Below are 20,973 nucleotides of genomic sequence, written 5' to 3' on the forward strand. Positions count from 1 at the left end.
CGGAGATATCTGTCCCTGCTAACCTTTTTATTGGGAGTTTATTTAAGTACGGGTCAATCTTGTAAAGTGTATTTATAGATTGAATTGGGTTAAGATTTTACTATAAACGATAATCAAGCAATCCTAATAGTCTGCACACATTATATGAATAGTGAACGCCCGGATTTGATTCCTGTTAATATAGTTTAAGTAGTCAAGTGAATCCTGTGCAACTTTTCTCGCGTATTCAACGTTATGATGATCCGATTTTATGGGTACATTTGTAATAATATAACGGGAATAATCCGTCCCGAGAACTTGAATGGACTTCTCGGTGATCCAATTTGTAAACCAGGGTATCTTACCAAGTTCCTTTGGATAGATGCATTCAAAATAAGTTGTTGGATTTATATATTTCGAGTGACAAAACGAAGTTTGTTGATATTGAGTTTACATATATCTACTAAAATGAACTTATTAAAAGATTTAACGGAATGGAGTTAAAAACTATGGACAAGAAAAAAGTCGGCTTGAAGCCGTTTTTCTCTCTGATTTTATCAACAGGAATCCCGAAGCTAGCTTTGGCTGTCGGCTTGACGGCAGGTGTGTTGACAACACTTGCAGGTTTGGTTGTTCCTTTACTAACGAAAAACTTAGTGGATGGCTTTTCAGTTGCCTCGTTAAGCGTCCCGATAATGATTGCTATCGGGGTAGCGTTTATTGTTCAAGCAGTAATTGATGGGGTATCCATTTATTTGCTAAGTTATGTAGGACAAAAAGTAGTTGCGAGATTACGTGAAAGAATGTGGACAAAACTGCTTCGTTTGCCTGTCAGTCATTTTGACAAGGAATCTAGCGGTGAAACGGTGAGCCGTGTCGTCAATGATACGGGAATCGTGAAAGAATTGATTACGCAACATTTCCCGCAATTCATTACGGGTATCATTTCGATTATAGGTGCGGTGACGATCCTGCTTATTATGGATTGGAAAATGACACTTATCATGTTGATTTCGGTTCCAATTACAGTGGGAATTATGATTCCATTAGGCACCAAAATGGCGAAAATTTCTCGTGGATTACAAGATGAAACAGCTATATTCACAGGCAATATTCAACAGACACTCGGCGAAATTCGCTTGATGAAAGCTTCTAATGCTGAACAGAACGAAGAGGCGAGTGGAAAAGCTGGAATCGGGAAATTACTCGGTTTTGGCTTGAAAGAAGCTCGAATCACTGCTCTGATTGCTCCCTTTATGTATCTAGTTGTTATGGTGGTCATTGTCATGATTATTGGGTACGGCGGTATGCGTGTTGCAAACGGTACAATGTCGACAGGTGCACTTGTTGCATTCCTATTGTATCTGTTCCAAATTATTTTTCCGATTACATCATTTGCGATGTTCTTCACGCAATTGCAGAAAGCGAAAGGCGCAACAGAGCGTATTATCGACATTTTGGAATTGCCATTGGAAGAAGGACAAGATGGCCTGGTGATGGATATTACGAACAAACCAATTCAAGTTGTAGACGTATCGTTTGCCTATGAAGACGACGAGCCGGTGATTGGCAATGTGTCCTTTGAGGCCCAGCCTGGTGAAATGATTGCGTTCGCCGGACCGAGTGGTGGAGGGAAAACGACAATGTTCGGATTACTTGAGCGTTTTTACGAACCGACATCCGGTGAAATTCAAATTGGCGGCGTGCCGATAAAAGAGTTGTCGATGGCGTCGTGGCGTAGTCAAATCGGTTACGTTTCACAAGAGAGTGCCATGATGGCGGGGACAATTCGTGAAAACTTATGTTATGGTTTAGAAAATGGGGCAAACATTTCGGATCAAAGGCTTTGGGAAGTCGCCGAAATGGCGTATGCCGACGAATTTGTTAAAACATTTTCGAAGGGATTGGACACAGAAGTCGGCGAACGAGGTGTGAAACTTTCGGGAGGGCAAAGGCAACGTATCGCCATCGCCCGTGCTTTTTTACGGGATCCAAAGATCTTGATGATGGACGAAGCAACTGCGAGCCTGGATAGCCAATCGGAAGGTGTCGTTCAAGATGCACTGACGCGATTGATGGAAGGGCGTACAACATTCGTCATTGCCCACAGATTATCAACTATTGTCGATGCAGATAAAATCATTTTCATCGAAAATGGGCAAGTGACGGGCAGTGGAACTCATAAAGAATTGATACAATCACATGCGTTGTATCGTGAATTTGCTGAACAACAATTGGCGTAGTAGGAGAACGCCGGAAAAATATTCCTCGAGTAACGGTAATAATGGTGTTGTCCACAAGTCGGAACTTAAACGACTAATAGGGCAACACTTTTTTTGTGCCAGAATCATTGTGTAGGTGACTGACGATTGATTTTGTGTTAAACTATTCTTACTATTAGTGAGCGGGGGTGAGGAATGATGTTAGACACTGTGTATGCACGTGAAAGTCTATTGGAATATTTAGCCACTTCATGTGCGATTACTCATGAAATTACAGTCAACGGGACGAGTCTGTCCTTTTTTAGACAATTTCAGTAATTACACAGCTGTTTAGCATGCACTCCTTACGATATTTTTTCAAGAGGGAAGGCCGCTTACACGCGGTCTTTTTTTGTTGTCTAGACTCCAGCGCTTTTCGGGTCTACCAAGGCGCTTCCTCTTTTCGTAAGATGCTTCCAGTTGTGAAAACAGAACGAAGGGAAGCGGAAAATGATGATATGTACAGTTCAACAAATAAGCAAAATGCTCGGTGGGAATATGATTTTTGAGAATCTTTCTTTGGACATTAAAACAGGTGATAAATTAGGTGTTGTCGGACGAAACGGTAGTGGGAAAACAACGTTATTTAAGTTGATTTCGGGAGCGGAGCAACCTGACAGTGGGGCAATTCATTTTAAAAAGGGTACAAAGATAGGCTATTTAGCGCAAATCCCTCTATATGAAAAAGAAACGACCGGTTATGATGTGCTCAACAGTGCATTTGTAGAACTAAAAGAAATGCAGGCGAAAATGTCGGAGTTAGAAGCAGAGCTAGCCAATGCCGGAAACGCGGACATGGATAAGTTGCTTCGGGTATACGGAGATTTACAGGAGGAATTCGCCAATCGTGAGGGCTATGCCGTAGATTCGGAAATTGAGAAAGTCATCAATGGATTGCAATTGAAACCGTTTGTTGGACGTTCTTTTGGGCAATTGAGCGGTGGCGAACAGACGAAGATTATGCTTGGGAAGCTATTATTAACGAAACCTGATTTGTTATTATTGGATGAACCGACGAATCATTTGGACTTATTTGCAGTTGAATGGTTGGAAGCATATTTAACGGATTACTCAGGAACAGTAGTTATTATTTCACATGACCGTTACTTCTTGGATTGTGTCGTGACGAAGGTTGCGGATCTTGAAGAAGGGGAGATTCATCTTTATTACGGGAATTATTCTGCCTTTATTCTAGAAAAAGAAGCGCGTCTCATGAGGGAATTCCAAAATTACGAAGAGCAACAAAAGAAAATTAAAAAAATGAAAGAGGCCATTAAACGGCTCCACCAATGGGCAAATGAAGCCAATCCTCCAAACCCTGGATTGCACCGACAAGCGCGCAATATGGAACGGGCGCTAGAACGGATGGAAAAAGTAAGAAAGCCACTTATCGACCCGAAGAAAATGACTTTGTCGTTTGAAGCTGCGCCACGGAGTGGTAAGGAAGTCGTTGTAATGGAAGGAATCACGAAATCATTTGGTCAACAGGAGCTATTGAAGGGTGCGGACTTCCATGTGTATTGGAAGGATCGAACAGCGATTGTAGGGCGGAATGGGTGCGGGAAATCGACCGTACTGAGAATTCTTTTAGGTGAGCTTCCGATTGACACTGGAATGAGTAAAGTGGGAAGTAATGTGAAAATCGGATTCTTGTCGCAGCACTTTGAAATTTCGGATCCGAAGGCGCGTTTGATAGATGTCTTTCGGGGTGAAGTAACTATTGCCGAAGGGGAAGCCCGACATATATTAGCGAAGTTTATGTTTTATGGTCCAGATGTATTCATGCGAGTTGGCGACCTAAGCGGTGGAGAGCGCATGCGGCTTCGATTGGCACAGCTGATGTACCAGGACGTCAATTTCCTTGTGCTTGACGAGCCAACAAACCATTTGGATATTGAGTCACGTGAAGTGCTTGAAGAGGCACTGGAAGACTTTACGGGCACAATCGTTGCCGTTTCACATGATCGTTATTTCTTGAACAAATTATTCTCTCGCACAGCATGGTTGGAAGATGGACTCATGACGACATTTGAAGGACCCTATAATTGGGCACGTGAGAAGTGGCAAGAGCTTCAAAGTCGAATGGTAGTCGGAGTGCCTGAACCCATTGCAGTGAAAAAGCCGAAGATAGAAAAGAAGGAAAAAGAAGTAATTATAAACGTGGAACAAGAAATAGCCAGACTTGAACAAAAAATCGATTCATTGGAAAAGGAAGCGGCAGACGAATCTGATTGGATGAAATATGAATCAATCATGGCGGAAGTTACCGTGATTAAACAAGAACTAGAGTCTTATTATGAAATATGGATGAGAGAAGTAGAATAGGTACTGAATGTATACAGTCTGGGAGGGAGTAATCCTTTCCCAGACTTTTTCGTTCTTAAGAAAAAACTTGCATAATTCTTTCAGGCGGAGTAATATAATGACTAGATGACCGAAACGGTTTTATGGTCAATAAAATAATCCATTCAAAGTGAGGTGGAAAAATGGACCGCAGGCAAGAAATTCTCGAGGGAGCCGCGAAATCATTTTCGCTGTTCGGCTATAAAGCAACAACGATGGACCAAGTTGCGAAAATTGCAAATGTCGGCAAAGGAACAATCTATACGTTCTTCTCCAATAAAGAAGAATTGTTCAATGCCATTGTATTGAAGATGATTAACGAAATGCGGGCGGAAGCAGATGCTGTTTCTGTTGAAGGTGCACCTTTTGAACAAAATGCCCATGCTAGACTGATGCAAATGCTCAAATTCCGTGGAACGCATCAATTGTATGTGAAGTTAATAGATGAAGAAAAAGAACTGCGTACACCTGCCGTAGGTGAAGTGCTACAGGCAATTGAAAAAGAAATCGTTTTTTATGTAAAAGAGAAGATTGAAAAGGGAATTGCCAAAGGTGAAGTAAAGCCTTGCGATACAGAACTTGTCGCATATATGTTATTTAAAGCATACCTCGCACTTGTCTCAGACTGGGATAAAACCCACGATGAAGAGCTATCGGAAGAGCGTATCGCTGCATTATTAAATGGGACCATTTTTAAAAGTCTCTTAGTTTGAGACTTTATTTTTTATTCTGAAATGACTACTTGAGGAAAGTGGTCAACCAGTACAGGAGGAAGTAAATAGATGAAAAATTCAATGACATGGGCAGAGTGGAAACTGCTCTTACGTTCAAAAAAAATAATCGTTCCACTGATAGCTATATTGTTTATCCCTGTCCTTTATGCAGGCATGTTTTTATGGGCGTTTTGGAATCCATATGCCAATATGAGTGATTTGCCTGTTGCAATCGTCGACCTTGATAATGGGGCGGAAATGGACGGCAAACAGTTGGCCCTTGGGAAGGAACTGACCGATAAATTAATTGACAGTAAGCAGTTTGATTTTAAGAAAGTATCAAAATCAGATGCAGAAAATGGGCTCGAAAATGAAGATTATTACGTCGTAATTGAAATACCGGAAAACTTCTCCGAACATGCAACAACACTTTTGGATGATGAACCGGAAAAACTGACAATTGTCTATAAGCCAAATGAAGGGTTCAACTTCCTATCTGCTCAGATAGGAGAAACGGCAATGGATCGGATCCGTGCAGAAGTGAATGAACAAGTCGCTTCAACGTACGCGGAAAAGCTCTTTGATTCCATTACTGAAATGGGCGATGGATTCGGTGAAGCGGCGGACGGCGCCGGTGAATTACATGATGGTGCCGCAAAACTATCATCAGGTGCAGATGAATTGAAAGGGTATCTTGAAACGTTGGCAAGTAGCACGATTACACTTGCGGATGGTTCACAGAAACTTGCACAAGGAGCGAACGATGCAGCTAAAGGTGCCACTGAGTTGAATAAAGGACTCGGTACTTTATCGCAAGGGTCAAAAGATCTTCTTGCAGGTGCACAAAAGGCGTCAGCAGGAGCTGGAGGACTTAAGGATGGCATCGTTGGCTATACAGAAGGTGTCGGCCAATTGACCGCAAGTTACGGTCAAATGGGTCAGAAGGAACAAGAATTTAACGCAGCTGTTGGGACATTGAAAGAGAAATCAGGGCAATTGAATGGTGCGGCAGGTCAGCTTTCTGGTGCGGCCGGAAATTTAACTGCTGGAATTGAGGGGTTGTCTACACAGCTCGCTCCTGTTCTTGCTGAACTTTCAGAGGAACAACAAACGGCAATCAAAGAAACACTTGGCCAATTGAAACAAGGAAGCGCTGAACTTTCTGGCGGAATGAAAGAATTATCTGCTGGTACAGCTTCAATGGCGGCAGGTACCACAGATTTAAATGGCGCTGCAGGTCAACTTTCCGGCGCACATAGTCAAGGACTTGCTGGGTTAGAGAAATTGAACGGGTCTTCCCCACAACTCATTGAAGGGGCGAACGCTCTTGCGTCAGGCAACGATACACTTGCAGCTGGATTGAAACAATTTTCTGAAGGCGTCACGGCTGCACAGAAAGGGTCATCCGATCTTGCAACAGGCCTCACTTCATTAACAGAAGGAACGGGTACACTACAAACAGGAACTGAAACACTTGCATCTAAATCACAAGAACTTGCTAAAGGATCAGCGACAATTGCTGATGGTATAGTTGAACTTGATGAAGGAACATTGACACTGCAAGAAAAACTTGCGGAAGCAAATGGAACTGCCAGTGAAGTGAATCCGACAGACAAAACATATGGAATGGTCGGGGCACCTGTAGAGGTTGAGAAAGATGGCATTAACCAAGTACCGAACTATGGTACCGGTTTTGCACCATACTTCTTGTCACTTGGATTATTTGTTGGTGCGCTTCTTCTTTCCATCGTCTTCCCGCTAGTCGAACCGGCTATTAAACCGACAGGGGCATTCGGATGGTTCACAAGTAAAGTTTCTGTGCTGGCAATCGTCGGTCTATTGCAGGCACTTATTGCAGCAGGGGTTGTGAAATTTGCACTCGGCATGGAAACAGTGAATACACCGTTGTTCGTCTTGACTGCGATTATCACGAGCTACACATTCATTGCGCTTGTACAGATGTGCGTGTCCATTCTTTCAGATGCGGGACGTTTTGTAGCAATCCTTGTCCTGATCTTGCAATTGACGACAAGTGCAGGGACATTCCCGCTCGAATTAATACCGGCACCACTGCAAATTTTCAACACATTATTGCCGATGACATATTCCGTCCAAGCATTCAAAGCCGCCATCTCAACAGGCAATATGTCATTCCTTTGGATGAACAACGGTATTCTCATCGGATTCATGGTCGCGTTCCTTGCAATTACATTCGGATACTTTGCACTTCTTTACAAAAAGAGGTATTCAAAAGAAACAGTAGAAGCATAAATTAAGTTAAAGTAGTCCCTCTAGGCGGAATAAATTCCGTGATAGAGGGGCTTTTTGTTGATTGCTATAAGTTCGTGACGTTTTGGCTGAACAAGACAACATTCTTCCAAAAGTAAACAACGCATTGCGCCGACTAGACAACGTTTGCCTAAAACTACACAACATAATCCGGAGTACGCAACGTAACCAAAGAACTAAGCAACGTATCGCATCAACTAGACAACACTTTGCAGAAACTAAACAACGCGCAGTAATATACCTTATAGGAATTCCTACGAATGGTTATACAATCCGTTCAAGATCCTACAAAATCGCCACCATCAACATGTATTGTCTGGCCAGTCATATAACTGGAATCACTTGAAGCGAGAAACACATAGGCCGGCGCATTTTCAGCAGGTTGGCCGCGACGTTTAACCGGCGTGTTTGCTCCATGTTCTTTGACTTTCTTTGCGTCAAACGTGGCCGGAATGAGCGGTGTCCAAATTGGACCAGGCGCAACGGCGTTGACACGTATTCCTTTTTCGGCCAAGTTTAGTGCAATAGAACGTGTAAAGGAAGTAATCGCACCTTTTGTTGCGGAATAATCGAGCAATTCTTTTGACCCATTATACGCCGTAATAGATGAGGTATTGATGATGGTATCGCCGTCAGTCATATGATTCAAAGCCGCCTTCGTCATATAAAATAAACCGAAGAAATTCGTGTCGAACGTTTCCCGAAGCTGATCGGCTGAAATCAACGAGATATCTTTTTGTGGAAACTGTTTACCGGCATTGTTGACAAGAATATTCAAACCACCGAATTCATTAACAACCTCATCCACCAATTGCTCGCAATGCTCTTCCTCACTAATATCGATTCGGATTTTCAGTGCTTTCCCACCATAGCCTTCAATGAGCTTCACCGTTTTATCTGCGTCGAAATCCTCCTGTTCACTCAAATATGCAATCGCTACATTCGCACCTTCTTTTGCAAAGGCGACGGCTACTGCCCGACCGATACCGCTATCGCCACCTGTGATTAAAGCACTTTTTCCTGTCAATTTGCCTGAACCTTTATAATTCTCATCGTCATAAATCGGTGCCGGATTCATTTCCTCCTCTACACCGGGTTGCTGATCCTGAGTCTGTCCCGAAATCTGATTATCAATTTTTTCGTATTTATCTTTTGGCATAATAATTCCTCCTCTGCTGATTGTCGTATAGAGGGATTATTCCCTGAATCGATTTCTATAAACACATTGTTTAACTATAAAAGAAGTGTTTCACCGGTTTTTTTACCATTGAAAGAGGGAATAGGAAAATAAGAAAGAAGGTGATTTCATTGAGGAATCAAACAGTTTGGGACCGAATTAAACTGCCGGTTGCCTCAATCAGTTGGCTCTTGTCGATACTAGCCATATTGATCATTACATACAATGCGGTACCGCTTTATTCCTATTTGGCATTCGGTGTTCTAGCATTATTATTCTTCAGTGTGTCGGACAGAGCTGCATTTTTCTTTTATATCACATTAATGCTTGTGACAGTATTCTATATTCTCTTCCTAGCATTTAAAGAAGGCTGGCAACCGGGTGAACAGGCGTTGGGAATCGGTCTGCATTTCATTTTCTTAATTCATTTATTTTCGCTTTATAGCTTATCAAAATATGTCTATCAGATTGGTACGGAAAATAGGTTACTAAAAAGCCGTATTGCTCAGTTAGAAGAATATATTTTGGAAGAGGGCGTTTTGACGAAGCATGAATTTGAGAAACAGGCGATACTTATATTGTCTAATATGAGCCGTCGTCAGGAAACGGGCTTCTATTTAAAAGCAGATTTAAATGATATGAATCGGACGGTTCAGAAAAAAGTTATGCATACCCTTGCAAGTATGATGTATGCGGCGTTTCGGAAACACTATGATATTGTCTGTCAATATGATAATACAACACTGATAGTTCTAGTTCAGAATACTGAAGAAGAAGGCCTTGGTATTGTAAGGGGACGGCTCGAAAAACTCATGATAGAACGTCTAGAAGAGGGTACCATCGAGAAGATTAGGTGGACCGTAATAAAAATAGACGGAGATAAGGCCATGCGTGAATCGGCGGTGGTCACATGAAAGGTCGAATTTGGGTTCTAATTCTGAGTTTTTCTCTGTTTCTTACTCTGCTTGTAGTCGCGGTGATATTCAATGTTAGATTGTTACTGTTTTTTACTACAGCACTTTTTTTAGTATTGCTCCTTTATTATTCTATTTTAACGATTGCTGGATTGTACAGCCGACTTACAAACAAAAAAATCCCAGTATTGGACTATTATCCGGGTGTAGATATTTTAATCCCAGCTCACAATGAAGGTGTTGTTATTAAGGACACAATAGAAGCGATGGTGGCAATCGATTATCCAGGTGTTCTGCAAATTTATATATTGAATGACAACTCATCTGATAATACAGCCGAAATCGCGGAGGCGTTTGCAAATAGCCTTTAAAAATGTCCACCATATAAAAGTACCTTCAGGTGAGCCACGTGGAAAATCGAGGGTACTTAATTATGGTCTAAGTATTTCGGATAACAAATATTATTGTGTGTATGATGCGGACAATCAACCGGAACGGCACGCGCTTGTAAAGTTGGTCGCAATTGCAGAGACCCAGGAACGGGCAGGCGGAGCTGTCGGATATGTACGAACGATGAATGAATCAGCAACTTGGCTCACAAGAATGATTTCTATTGAGTTTCAAGTATTTCAACTGCTTATGCAATCGGGAAGGTGGCAATTGTTCAAAACGGGATCACTTACTGGCACGAACATGCTTGTAAAGCGATCGGTCATAGAAGAACTTGGAGGATACGACCCATACGCTATTGCGGAAGATGCAGAATTGACACTGCGTATTACACAAAAAGGGTATTATTTGCCGATTGTCCCAGAGTCAATCACATGGGAGCAAGAGCCTGAAACGCTTGGCGTCTACTTGAAACAACGGACAAGATGGCTGCAAGGGAACTTGTATATTGTAGAAAAAACACTAACAGAACCAGGTTATTTCAAAGGCAAGCTGCTCGTCCATTCCATTCATCAGCTGCTTGTTTACGTCATTTTTTGGTTTTTTCTTGTGTTTTCCTATATATGGTTTGTGCTGGGAATCCTTGATGTCTTTTTTATCGAATACACCTATCCGCTCTTATTCATCTGGTATCTTGCCTATATTGTGTATACAGCGCAGTTATTTGCAGCACAGGCGAGTCAAAGAACCTTTTCACCAGTTAATATTTTTGTCAGTGTCATTATGTACTTTACGTACGCACAGCTATTTTCCTATTTGTTCGTGCGCAGTTTAATTTTTTATATAAAGGCTAAGAAAAACCGCCAAACAATTGGCTGGGACAAGACAGAGAGATTTAAGGCGAAATAAAAAGAGTTACTTGGGCAGTCGATGTCCAAGTAACTCTTTTTATATTATAGAAGTCCAATCCATTTCCAATACGTAGCACTAAACAACAGGATGAGTAAATATCCGATCACCGTTAGCGCTATACCTGATTTCAAGAAATCCTTTACCGTGAATGAACCGGTACCGTAAGCGAGCATGTTTTGCGGTGCGCTGACCGGAAGAAGGAATCCGAAACTGATAACGAATTGTTGGATCAAGACAAATCCGACACTATTCGCATCCAAGGAAATCGTCGTGGTAAGCGCGATGAAAATCGGGATAAGTGCCGATGATAAGCTCGTCGCACTGGCGAATCCGAGGTGAATGAGAATGTTGAATAATGACAGCAAGGCAATCGTTGCAAGAAGCGGCATATTTTCAAGGCCCATTGCACCGAATACTCTATTGGACAGCCACTGAGCGCCTCCTGTATCTAAGAGGACGGTACCAAGTGCAATCCCCACAGCGAAGACGATGATCGTGCCCCATGGAATAAGTTTTTCAACCGTTTTCCAGTCAAATACGCCGATTCTTGGTGAGAGAAGAATCGCAATCGCGACAAGAGTCACTGTCGTCGTATCAAACGGGTGGAGTACTTCTTCTGTTGACCAGAAGAACAGCAGTGCAAGTGCGACAACAATTAATCTTTTTTCTGACGACTTCATCGGACCAAGTTCTTTTAGCTGACCTTGGATCAATTCTTTCCCGCCTTCGACAACCTGTGTTTCTGGCTTAATCAGCTTAATCATTATGAAATACAAAGCAATAGACATAAGGATTGCCCACGGAGCTGCATACAAGAACCAAGCTCCCCAAGAGACGGATACACCCATTTCCTTTTCAATGAAACCGAGCGCAACCATATTTTGTGCGGCACCGGTTTTGATTCCTATATTCCAGATTGAGACGGATTGGACAGCAGTGATGACCAGAAGTGCACCAAGCCGACTATTATGAGGTAGTCCGAACGCTGCAACCATTCCGAGTAGAATCGGAACAACTGCGCCCGCTCGTGCTGTTGCACTTGGTACGAAGAACGCAAGTACAATGGATACAATTATGGCGCCGAAAACGATAGCCCCTGTTTTAACCCCGACTTTTGATAGGATATAGAGCGCCAACCGTTTGTGAAGATTTGTCGCTTGCATTGCTGCGGCTAAAAATAGAGCGGCAGCAACAAGAGCAACTGCCGAATTGGAGAATCCGCCAAGGGCCATTTGAAGAGCGGATTTTGTGCCTAGCATGACATCGGGATTTGCCATATCTGGCGCAAGGCCGAGCGTAACCGCAAGTAGACCGATAATCATTGCTGAACTTACCGGATAAGCCACTGCTTCCGTCATCCAAAGAATGACCGCAAATGCCAAAATAGCGAGTGCACGTTGCCCCATTACAGGCAAGTCGCCAGAATTAGGAAGAAGCATGATGACAATCATGACTGTGAATGCAAGGGCAATCCAATACGGTTTTAAATTTCGTTTTGGCTTAGTAATATTTTCTGTGCTTTCCAAATGTATTCGACCCTTTCTTATTTAAATATAGCTACACTTTTAGGTTACCCAACAAACGCAGGCATTGAAACTAATAGGCTTAATAATCTAAAGCAATTCGATGGAACTTGTGAACTTAAGTTGTAAAACGTAAATATATGAGTTTTTGTAAGGTTTTTTCATTTTTGACTTGCATTATTAAATCTCTCTGTGTAATATTTAAAACGTAATCATTACGATTTAGGAAAAGAGGACAGTCTATTATGAATGAAATAAAAAAAGTTCCAGTCACGGTGTTGAGTGGTTATTTAGGAGCGGGTAAAACAACCGTTTTAAATCATCTTCTTGCAAATCGCGAAGGACTACGAATTGCAGTTATCGTCAATGACATGAGTGAAATCAATATTGATTCGGCTTTAATACAAAACAACGGTTTTTCACGTACGGAAGAAAAGCTTATTGAACTGTCGAATGGCTGTATATGCTGCACATTACGTGAAGATTTAATGATAGAAGTGGAAAAACTTGTGGCTGAAGGTAATATTGACTATATCATCATTGAATCGACGGGTATTTCCGAACCAATTCCCGTGGCACAAACGTTTACGTACATTGATGAAGAAGTTGGAATCGATTTATCCAAAGTATGTCGACTCGACAGTATGGTGACAGTTGTGGACGCGTTCCGTTTCTGGAAGGACTATGAAAGCGGGGAAACGTTGCTCGATCGCAAGCAAACCGATGATGAAAACGATCATCGAGATATAGCAGATCTATTGGTAGATCAACTTGAATTCGCTAATATATTATTAGTAAATAAATTGGATCTTATTAATGAAGATTATAAAGAACCATTTTTTGCATTCCTTAAGAAAATGAACCCAGACGCAGAGATTATACCGATTGAATTCGGTCGTGTGGATCCTGTGAAGATTTTGAACCGTCAGTTGTTTGATTTCGACAAGTCGAGTCAAGGGGCGGGGTGGATAAAGGAATTAAACGAGGAACATATACCAGAAACCGATGAATACGGCATTACATCTTTTGTGTACAGGAGAAGACGTCCATTCCATCCGGAGAGATGGCATGAATGGCTGACAGGGTTCCCACAAGAAATTGTTCGTTCGAAAGGTTTTTTCTGGTTAGCAACGCGCCCGGAGATGGCAGGATTGCTATCGCAGGCTGGTTCTTCAATTATATTCCAAGGGGCAGGTCAGTGGATTGCAGCACTTCCGAAGGCACAACAAAAGTTAGTTTTCGCTGACGACCCGGAATTGTTGGAACGTTGGGATGACAAGCATGGTGATCGTCAAACGGAACTGGTTTTCATCGGACTTGATATGGACAGAGAAGAGATTGAAGAGGACCTAGATGATTGCTTGTTGACAGATGAGGAAATGGCGATGGATTGGTCTGGATTTGCAGATCCGCTACCGAAATTCGTGGCGGCTGAATAAGGGGAATAATCCGTTCATGGGGTTATATGATCAGTCGAGCGAAGGTTATGATCGGCCATGAGGTTATATGATTGGTAGAGCGAAGGTTATGATCGGTTCGTGGGGTTATATGATTGGTAGAGCGAAGGTTATAATCCGTTCATGGGGTTATATGATTGGTAGAGCGGAGGTTATGATCGGGTTCGTGGGGTTATATGATTGGTAGTGCGAAAGTTATGATCGGTTCGTAAGGTTATATGATCGGTCGACCGTGAGCTATGTTCTACCATCCCCCTTTTCTCTTATCCTTACTAAGTTCATACTTTGCTACTCATTCAATCGTTTGTTTGTAGTGTATTGTTATAAAAAAACGACAACTAATAAAAATTTTCAGTTTAGTGAAACGAAATCGCCCTATCAGAGTCTAATGGTGTAACAAACCAAAAGGAAAGGGTTGGTCAAATTGAGAAAAAAGGTTAGTTGGCTTTTTATTACGGCATTCATTACAGTAGTTGCAATATCTTTCGCGTTTTTCATCGACAAAGTGACTGTTACGGCATCCAATATTGCACTTTCCGATCAAGGATGGCACGCAAACTTTTCCACGCCGTTGAAAAAAGAGGCAATAGGATCAGATGATTTATATATAACAGATCGAAATGGAAAGCAGGTAACTGCCGAAGTTACGCTTGAAAACGCTGGTAAGACCCTATATGTAAAGGGCCTCGCACCAGGGGCATATACACTTCACGTCCAGAAAAATGCGTTTAATGGCAAGGTCTTAAAATCGTTGCCAATCGATGAAATCAAATTTACTATCCACGAAACAATCGAATCCATCGCATCAGTAAAAGAGTTGGAAGTCTATTTTGAACGGGCGAAGTCCATGCAACAATCAAATCCTACCGTAACAGAAGAAAGAGAAGATTCAGCAACGTCAAATACTGCAACATCTGAATCTGCTAAAAGTAGTAGTTCAGATCATTCGACAACGAACAATCAGGTCGAAGGAGTCGATGAAGCTGATAGCGTAAAGACAGACGGTAACTATATATATACTGTAATGGGCAATAACAAAGTCACCATTACCGATATTCGCGACCCGAAGAAAATCCGAAAAGCTTCGGAAATTAAAATGGAAGAAGAATTTTATCCGTCCCAGTTATTTCTCCACGGCGATACGCTAATTGTCCTTGGTGAGAAATATGAACCTTACAACAACGAAGAGGACACGAACGAGGCAAGGATCAGCAGGCCAATGAATGGAATGACTACGGTTCGAATGTATAATGTGTTGAATCCGAAAACGCCTAAACTTATTCGAGAAATTGGAGCGGAAGGTTATCTAAACGGCGCACGGAAAACAGGAGATATGCTGTATTTTGTAACGAATGTACAGCCGAACTTCTGGATCATGAATGAAATCGACGGAGACACGCTTCGTCCCCGCGTATATGATTCCATAGTAGGCGATGATTCCGAACTGATTGACTACAAGGACATCGCGATTCTACCGGGTGCGATGGAACCGACGTATTCCGTCATTACAGCCATCGACCTTTCATCGCTAGTAGAAGGTAAGGTTGTGACAAAAGGATATCTCGGCGGTAGTGAGCAGCTCTACATGTCCGAAGACAATTTATACCTCACAGCGACAATTTACGAAACGAACACCTCCACATCGAATAAAATGATCTGGAATCCTGGCACTGCAAACAGTGAGTTATTCAAGTTTACATTGAACAAGACAACTGTCACATTCCAAAACTCTGCCACACTGAAAGGGCATTTACTCAACCAGTTTTCGATGGATGAACATAATGGTTATTTCCGTGCCGTCACGACGGAAGGGAATATGTGGGATGATAAAAAACCATCTAAAAACCATCTCTTCATTTTGGATGAAAACCTTAATACCACAGGATCCGTCGAGGGTCTTGCGAAAGGCGAACGCATCTACTCTGCACGATTCATGGGGGATAAAGCTTATATGGTAACATTCCGGGAAACGGATCCGCTGTTTGTCATTGATGTGGCCGATCCGACTGCTCCAAAAGTGCTTGGCGAGCTGAAGATTCCTGGCTTTAGCAATTACTTGCATCCGCTTGACGAAAACCATCTCATTGGCTTTGGTTATGAAACGGTTGCTGAGAAAAATCCACAAGGGGGAGAGCCACTTATTTTGACGATGGGTATGAAAGTTTCCTTATTTGATGTGACTGATTTCAATAACCCAAAAGAGAAGGACACTGAAATCATTGGTGGTCGTGGAACATACTCACAAATTCAATATGATCACAAGGCATTGTTCCAACATGAAGGACGAAATTTATACGGTTTCCCGGTATCGATTTACGATGAAATCGGGAAAGACCATAACATTGATTTTCAAAGTTCCGGCGCACTTGTTTACGAAATTACACCGGAACATGGTATCGTCCTAAAAGGGGATTTACTGAAAGTGAAAAGCCGCGGAGAGCAATACGGGGATTGGGAGAAAGAAATCCAACGTATGCTGTACAGCAAAGACATCTTGTATACAGTTTCAATGAAGGAAATCAATAATTACTCGCTCGATACGTACGCTCCAATTGGTAGCTTGCAAATTGACTGAATAGGATTCAAAGTTGAAAGATCCGGACTTCACGCCGGATCTTTTTCTTATGAAGAAAGTTAGGAAATCGCTTTGTTCATTGTCATTTGCCTTCAGCTTCGATAAGATTATTTAATGGAGAGGAATTGGGCTATATTTCTCATATATGTTGAAGTATTGAATACGGTATATTTACTAGCGCAGGCGCCTTACAGGGGTAGCCGAAGCGTTATTCAATGGAATTTATGCCACTTGAGTTAGGAGGATTGAATATGTCAATAGTGGACAAAGAGACAGCAATCGATTGTTGTCTGCTCGCGGGACGTCTTATGATGGAAGCTGGAGCTGAGACGTACCGTGTAGAAGATACAATGGCACGAATGGCTGAAACACAGCAGTTGTCAGCCACTCATAGTTTCGTTACGCCGACAGGTATTATTTTTTCACCAGGTAGTCCGCATCATACGAAGCTGATTCGGATAAAGGACCGGACGACGGACCTTGAAAAAGTTGCACTCGTTAATGACGTTTCACGTAAATTATCTGCAAATGAATATACACTTGAAGAAGCGTATACTAAGCTCCAAGAAATCGAAAAAACAAATGTCATGTTTCCGCTTTGGTTGCAAATTATTGCAGCAGCTGTCGCAAGTGGATCCTTTCTAATCTTGTACAGCGGTCTTTGGACAGATGTCCCCGCGGCGATCTTTGCGGGAGGAGTTGGATACGTCATAGTGACAAAAATACATGAGTTGACCAGGGTGAAGTTTTTTGCCGAATTCGTTGGCTCATTATTTATAGGGCTTATCGGATTTGCAGCGGTGCAAACTGGACTAGGATTGGAACTCGATAAAATTATCATTGGATCGGTCATGCCGCTCGTTCCAGGCCTACTCATTACGAATGCAGTTCGCGATCTGATGGCGGGTCATTTTATGTCGGGATTGTCAAAAGGGGCGGAAGCATTTCTGACGGCATTTGCAATCGGAGCTGGCGTAGCACTTGTTTTATCTTTCTGAATGGAAAAGGGGTTTGAGTTTTGACGTGGATTGTACAAGCAATTCTTAGTTTCCTTGCTGCAACAGGGTTTGGAATTATATTTAATGCCCCACGTAGAATGTTGTTTTATTGCGGTTTTGTAGGGATGACGGGTTGGCTTATTTATAGCCTGTTTAATGGAATATCGGGAGATCCTATGCAAGCTTCATTCCTGGGCGCATTCATGGTTGCACTCGTTGCCCATATTTTTGCTAAGCGTTTTCGTACGCCGATGATCATATTCAGTGTCGCTGGAATCATTCCGCTCGTGCCGGGAGGGATGGCTTATAATGCGATGCGGCATATCGTTGAAAAAGATTATTTAACGGCAATCTCATTTGCATCGGGTGCATTTATGGTATCGGGTGCGATTGCCATGGGGCTTGTTTTTGCGGAAGTAATAATTCAGCTTGTTTTCCGGTCCGGTATTGGAAGGAAAAGAGTGAAAAAAATATGAAAAACGGAGTATTCTCCTTATGAGAGATACTCCGTTTTGTTATTTTATATCCTTAAATTGGATGTCGTTAGAGGGTATCGGCATGCCGATATAATGACCTTGTACGGCATCTGCGCCCATTTTTTCGAGAAGCTTGTACTGCTCCTTTGTTTCAACGCCTTCTGCAATGATGTATAATCCCATCGATTTGCAGAAACGTATCATCCCTTCGACGAGTTTATGCGTTTTTGGCTGTGTCGTCAAGGAGTCAATAAATACCTTATCAATTTTTACTTTCGTAATCGGTAGATGCTGCATATACCTGAATGATGCATAACCAGTACCGAAATCATCTAGTGCGAACTCGACCCCGGCGTCTTGAAGTTCTTTCATCTGAAGGACGATTGAGTTTTCCTCTTCAGCTTGAAAAGCGAATTTCTCAGTTATTTCAAATTGAATGCAACTTGGGGGGCACTTCGTCTTATTAAGGATGTCTATCACTTTGTTTTTCATTTGTGCATTACTGAACTCGCGAACGGAAGTGTTTACTGAAATATCTACATGACGGCCTTGATCATTCCACCGTGCGGCGAGGGTCGCAGCTTCCTCGAGTACGAAAGCTCCAATATCGTGAATGAGACCGTTCTCTTCCGCGATTGGGATAAGCTCGTCAGGCGTAATAGTACCAAGATCTTCATCCTCCCACCGAACGAGGGCTTCGTAAAGTGTCACTTCTCCAGAGGCAAGATCGAATTGTGGTTGGTAGACTACTTTAAAACTTTGGTGATTTAGGGCAGATAACATTTTTTGGTCGATAATTGCCCGCCGATTTAGCACTTTATGTGAAGCTGCTGAAAGTGAAGAAATCTTACCGCCACCATTATTGATAACATCTTTTGTAGCGGCCAATGCGGCTTTCATAAGATGGTTATAGGTTTTTTGGTCTTCAGGATAGCGGACAACGCCACCGCTAATAGATAACGGAATGGCAATATTATTGATATAAATCGGTTGCTGTTCAAGGAATAGTAGAAAGCCTCGCACATACCAATCACCGAAGGCGGTAAGAACGATAAATTCATTTGCACCGACTCTGGCTATGGGATTATCTTGGAAGTATCGCTTAAGTCTATTTGAAAATGATTTAATAAGTTCTATCTTTGACTCGGATGATTGAAGGTCTTTCAATGTATAATAGTGATCAATGGTTATGAAGACAAATGAGAAACTTTTTGCCTCTTCAATAATTTCTGTCACGGTCGTTTCAAGTTTATAACGACTCATTAGCCCGGTCTCGTAGTCAATGAATGCAATTTGTTGTAGCTGGTCCCGTAACTGTACGTCTTCAGTGATATCCAATTCAAGAAAAGTAACGGAAAACGGTTTATCATGTGACGGCATGCTGGGAATGGCAATCATATTCACGAAATATGGCTTACCCAAACGTGTTATTTTTTCAATCATACCGAACCATGTTTTCCCGGCCGTTATACTTTTCCAGATGGCATGTGCCTGACTTTGACCTTCAACAGTTTCCGGGAACATTTGCCATAAAGTTATTCCGAGCACCCGCCTTGGTGTCCATTTACTTGTTTCCAAAAAGTTTTTGTTTGCGTAAATAATTGAACCTTCACTATCTGCTCGGGTTACCATATAAAATTGTTCAAGACTATTCATTATGTCCGGCAGTTCCGGCACGAATTGTCCATAATCTGGCTTCATATAAATGTCCCCTTCCGGATATGGATGTTACTACTATTATAGAGAAGTTCTCGTGTCTGTACATCATGAAAGTGATAAATCATTAATTAATTAGCCATATTTGTAGTTTAATAGTCAAATTAGGAGGTGGAAAGACATGGATAGATTAAAAGGTATTGCTCTAATTGTTTCGGGTGCGGTACTTTGGGGGGCAACGGGTCCTATGATGGAATGGATGTTGCTACACAGTGAGATGTCAGTTTCCTTCATGCTGACAGTTCGCCTCCTACTCGCAGGCTCATTTTTACTAGCTATGCTGAAGATGCAGGGGAAGCGCATCACTCTTCCATGGCGACAAAAAGTATGGGCACGCCAACTTCTTCTTTTCGGAGTATTTGGCATGCTCGGGGTCCAATACACATTTGCCGCGTCTATAAATACGAGTAATGCAGTAATTGCGACATTATTTCAGTTCTTGGCACCGATTTTTATTATCATATTTGTAACAGCGTCCCAAAAGACCTGGCCACCGATCGTGCAGGTACTTGGAATGTTCGTGACATTAGTAGGATTACTCCTCCTATTGACTGACGGATCGTTTGCTGGTTTTGCAATGAGTAAAGTTGCTGTTTTTTGGGGACTTGCGCTTGGTTTTGCCTTCTCGTTTTACACGTTATATCCCGTCCGGCTGATGCAGGAATGGGGGGTTTTGCTATCCATTGGTTGGGGGATGATTATAGGGGGGATAACGCTTTTCGTTTTGAATCCATTGACAGTTGTGACCCACCTGGACTATTTAGCAGATTGGACTGTAGCGGGCATGCTCCTCCTCGTCATTATCGTAGGAACCGTTGCCTTTATTTTATTCATGAGTAGCATGAAATACATATCACCAGTGGAAGTAAGCATATTGTCGAGCTTTGAACCGCTGACAGCAATGGTTATTTCCGTTATCTGGTTCGGTCAGGTACTTGGCATGTGGCAATTGACAGGGGCGATAATTATGCTTATCGGGGTGACTTGGCTGTCGGTTGCGGGTAGTAGGGCAAAAACATAGAATAGTAGAAGGACCGGTTCCCATTGGGGGGCCGGTCCTTTTGTTATTGGTTGCTTAGATATATGCAAAGACCGCGGACTCTTCGTTGTCCGAGTTTGCAATTAGAAAGTTGGAGTTGCAGTTAGGGTGTCCAGGTTGCAATTACAGTAATTAAGGAGAATTCCTTGCTTAGATTGAAGCAAGGGCCTTTGAAAAACTGTTACTCATACTTATTAGGAGATCGATTTTA

Annotated in this window: 14 protein-coding genes and 1 pseudogene; 12 read left to right on the forward strand and 3 right to left on the reverse strand. The window is 42.3% G+C overall.

What is annotated here, in order from left to right; translation table 11 throughout:
• Positions 1-488: 488 nt before the first annotated feature.
• From MKZ26_RS16760 to MKZ26_RS16780, 5 genes are all read left to right on the forward strand, one after another.
• Positions 489-2,222, forward strand: coding sequence for an ABC transporter ATP-binding protein (locus tag MKZ26_RS16760; RefSeq protein WP_340766865.1), 1,734 nt, complete (start codon positions 489-491; stop codon positions 2,220-2,222).
• A gap of 177 nt (positions 2,223-2,399) precedes the next feature.
• Entirely contained in the window at positions 2,400-2,519 is a 120-nt protein-coding gene (locus tag MKZ26_RS16765) for an RAxF-45 family protein (protein WP_340767675.1), read from the forward strand.
• Between the two features lie 174 nt (positions 2,520-2,693).
• The gene (gene abc-f, locus MKZ26_RS16770) at positions 2,694-4,565 is read left to right on the forward strand and encodes a ribosomal protection-like ABC-F family protein (protein WP_445683464.1); all 1,872 of its coding nucleotides are present in this window, start codon (positions 2,694-2,696) and stop codon (positions 4,563-4,565) included.
• Positions 4,566-4,726: 161 nt separating this feature from the next.
• Positions 4,727-5,296, forward strand: coding sequence for a TetR/AcrR family transcriptional regulator (locus tag MKZ26_RS16775; protein ID WP_067213367.1), 570 nt, complete (start codon positions 4,727-4,729; stop codon positions 5,294-5,296).
• Positions 5,297-5,365: 69 nt separating this feature from the next.
• Positions 5,366-7,567 carry a YhgE/Pip domain-containing protein gene (locus tag MKZ26_RS16780; RefSeq protein WP_340766867.1) on the forward strand — a complete coding sequence of 734 codons (2,202 nt, stop codon included), beginning with the start codon at positions 5,366-5,368 and terminating at the stop codon, positions 7,565-7,567.
• Positions 7,568-7,862: 295 nt separating this feature from the next.
• Here the strand turns inward: MKZ26_RS16780 and MKZ26_RS16785 are convergent, their stop codons facing one another.
• Positions 7,863-8,744 (reverse strand): SDR family oxidoreductase, encoded by an 882-nt coding sequence (locus MKZ26_RS16785; RefSeq protein WP_340766868.1) that lies wholly within the window; start codon positions 8,742-8,744, stop codon positions 7,863-7,865.
• A 149-nt stretch (positions 8,745-8,893) separates the two neighbouring features.
• On the opposite strand from MKZ26_RS16785, the gene MKZ26_RS16790 reads away from it, so the two are divergent.
• Together MKZ26_RS16790 and MKZ26_RS16795 are read left to right on the forward strand one after the other, a co-directional pair.
• Positions 8,894-9,676, forward strand: a complete 783-nt coding sequence (locus tag MKZ26_RS16790; RefSeq protein ID WP_340766869.1) for a hypothetical protein — start codon at positions 8,894-8,896, stop codon at positions 9,674-9,676.
• Positions 9,673-10,975, forward strand: a pseudogene (locus MKZ26_RS16795) (glycosyltransferase family 2 protein). Before MKZ26_RS16790 ends, MKZ26_RS16795 begins: the two are co-directional and overlap by 4 nt.
• A gap of 44 nt (positions 10,976-11,019) precedes the next feature.
• On the opposite strand, the gene MKZ26_RS16800 reads toward MKZ26_RS16795, so the two are convergent.
• Entirely contained in the window at positions 11,020-12,504 is a 1,485-nt protein-coding gene (locus MKZ26_RS16800; protein ID WP_445683432.1) for a DASS family sodium-coupled anion symporter, read from the reverse strand.
• 242 nt (positions 12,505-12,746) lie between these two features.
• On the opposite strand from MKZ26_RS16800, the gene MKZ26_RS16805 reads away from it, so the two are divergent.
• The 4 genes from MKZ26_RS16805 (at position 12,747) to MKZ26_RS16820 (ending at position 18,007) form a co-directional block, all read left to right on the forward strand.
• Positions 12,747-13,940, forward strand: a complete 1,194-nt coding sequence (locus MKZ26_RS16805) for a GTP-binding protein (RefSeq protein WP_340766870.1) — start codon at positions 12,747-12,749, stop codon at positions 13,938-13,940.
• Between the two features lie 442 nt (positions 13,941-14,382).
• The gene (locus MKZ26_RS16810; protein WP_340766871.1) at positions 14,383-16,533 is read left to right on the forward strand and encodes a beta-propeller domain-containing protein; all 2,151 of its coding nucleotides are present in this window, start codon (positions 14,383-14,385) and stop codon (positions 16,531-16,533) included.
• A 251-nt stretch (positions 16,534-16,784) separates the two neighbouring features.
• Positions 16,785-17,531 carry a threonine/serine exporter family protein gene (locus tag MKZ26_RS16815; RefSeq protein ID WP_340766872.1) on the forward strand — a complete coding sequence of 249 codons (747 nt, stop codon included), beginning with the start codon at positions 16,785-16,787 and terminating at the stop codon, positions 17,529-17,531.
• A gap of 20 nt (positions 17,532-17,551) precedes the next feature.
• The gene (locus MKZ26_RS16820; RefSeq protein WP_340766873.1) at positions 17,552-18,007 is read left to right on the forward strand and encodes a threonine/serine exporter family protein; all 456 of its coding nucleotides are present in this window, start codon (positions 17,552-17,554) and stop codon (positions 18,005-18,007) included.
• Positions 18,008-18,046: 39 nt separating this feature from the next.
• Here MKZ26_RS16820 and MKZ26_RS16825 read toward each other — a convergent pair whose 3' ends face one another.
• Positions 18,047-19,708, reverse strand: a complete 1,662-nt coding sequence (locus tag MKZ26_RS16825; protein ID WP_340766874.1) for a sensor domain-containing protein — start codon at positions 19,706-19,708, stop codon at positions 18,047-18,049.
• A gap of 136 nt (positions 19,709-19,844) precedes the next feature.
• On the opposite strand from MKZ26_RS16825, the gene MKZ26_RS16830 reads away from it, so the two are divergent.
• Positions 19,845-20,744 (forward strand): DMT family transporter, encoded by a 900-nt coding sequence (locus MKZ26_RS16830; protein ID WP_340766875.1) that lies wholly within the window; start codon positions 19,845-19,847, stop codon positions 20,742-20,744.
• Positions 20,745-20,973: the final 229 nt, after the last annotated feature.

Source organism: Sporosarcina sp. FSL K6-6792, assembly GCF_038004885.1.
Taxonomy (GTDB): Bacteria; Bacillota; Bacilli; order Bacillales_A; family Planococcaceae; genus Sporosarcina; species Sporosarcina psychrophila.

Coding starts and splice junctions, on each gene's coding strand:
- MKZ26_RS16760 (WP_340766865.1), top strand. CDS start 489: ATGGACAAGAAAAAAGTCGGCTTGAAGCCGTTTTTCTCTCTGATTTTA.
- MKZ26_RS16765 (WP_340767675.1), top strand. CDS start 2,400: ATGTTAGACACTGTGTATGCACGTGAAAGTCTATTGGAATATTTAGCC.
- abc-f (WP_445683464.1), top strand. CDS start 2,694: ATGATATGTACAGTTCAACAAATAAGCAAAATGCTCGGTGGGAATATG.
- MKZ26_RS16775 (WP_067213367.1), top strand. CDS start 4,727: ATGGACCGCAGGCAAGAAATTCTCGAGGGAGCCGCGAAATCATTTTCG.
- MKZ26_RS16780 (WP_340766867.1), top strand. CDS start 5,366: ATGAAAAATTCAATGACATGGGCAGAGTGGAAACTGCTCTTACGTTCA.
- MKZ26_RS16785 (WP_340766868.1), bottom strand. CDS start 8,744: ATGCCAAAAGATAAATACGAAAAAATTGATAATCAGATTTCGGGACAG.
- MKZ26_RS16805 (WP_340766870.1), top strand. CDS start 12,747: ATGAATGAAATAAAAAAAGTTCCAGTCACGGTGTTGAGTGGTTATTTA.
- MKZ26_RS16815 (WP_340766872.1), top strand. CDS start 16,785: ATGTCAATAGTGGACAAAGAGACAGCAATCGATTGTTGTCTGCTCGCG.
- MKZ26_RS16825 (WP_340766874.1), bottom strand. CDS start 19,708: ATGAAGCCAGATTATGGACAATTCGTGCCGGAACTGCCGGACATAATG.
- MKZ26_RS16830 (WP_340766875.1), top strand. CDS start 19,845: ATGGATAGATTAAAAGGTATTGCTCTAATTGTTTCGGGTGCGGTACTT.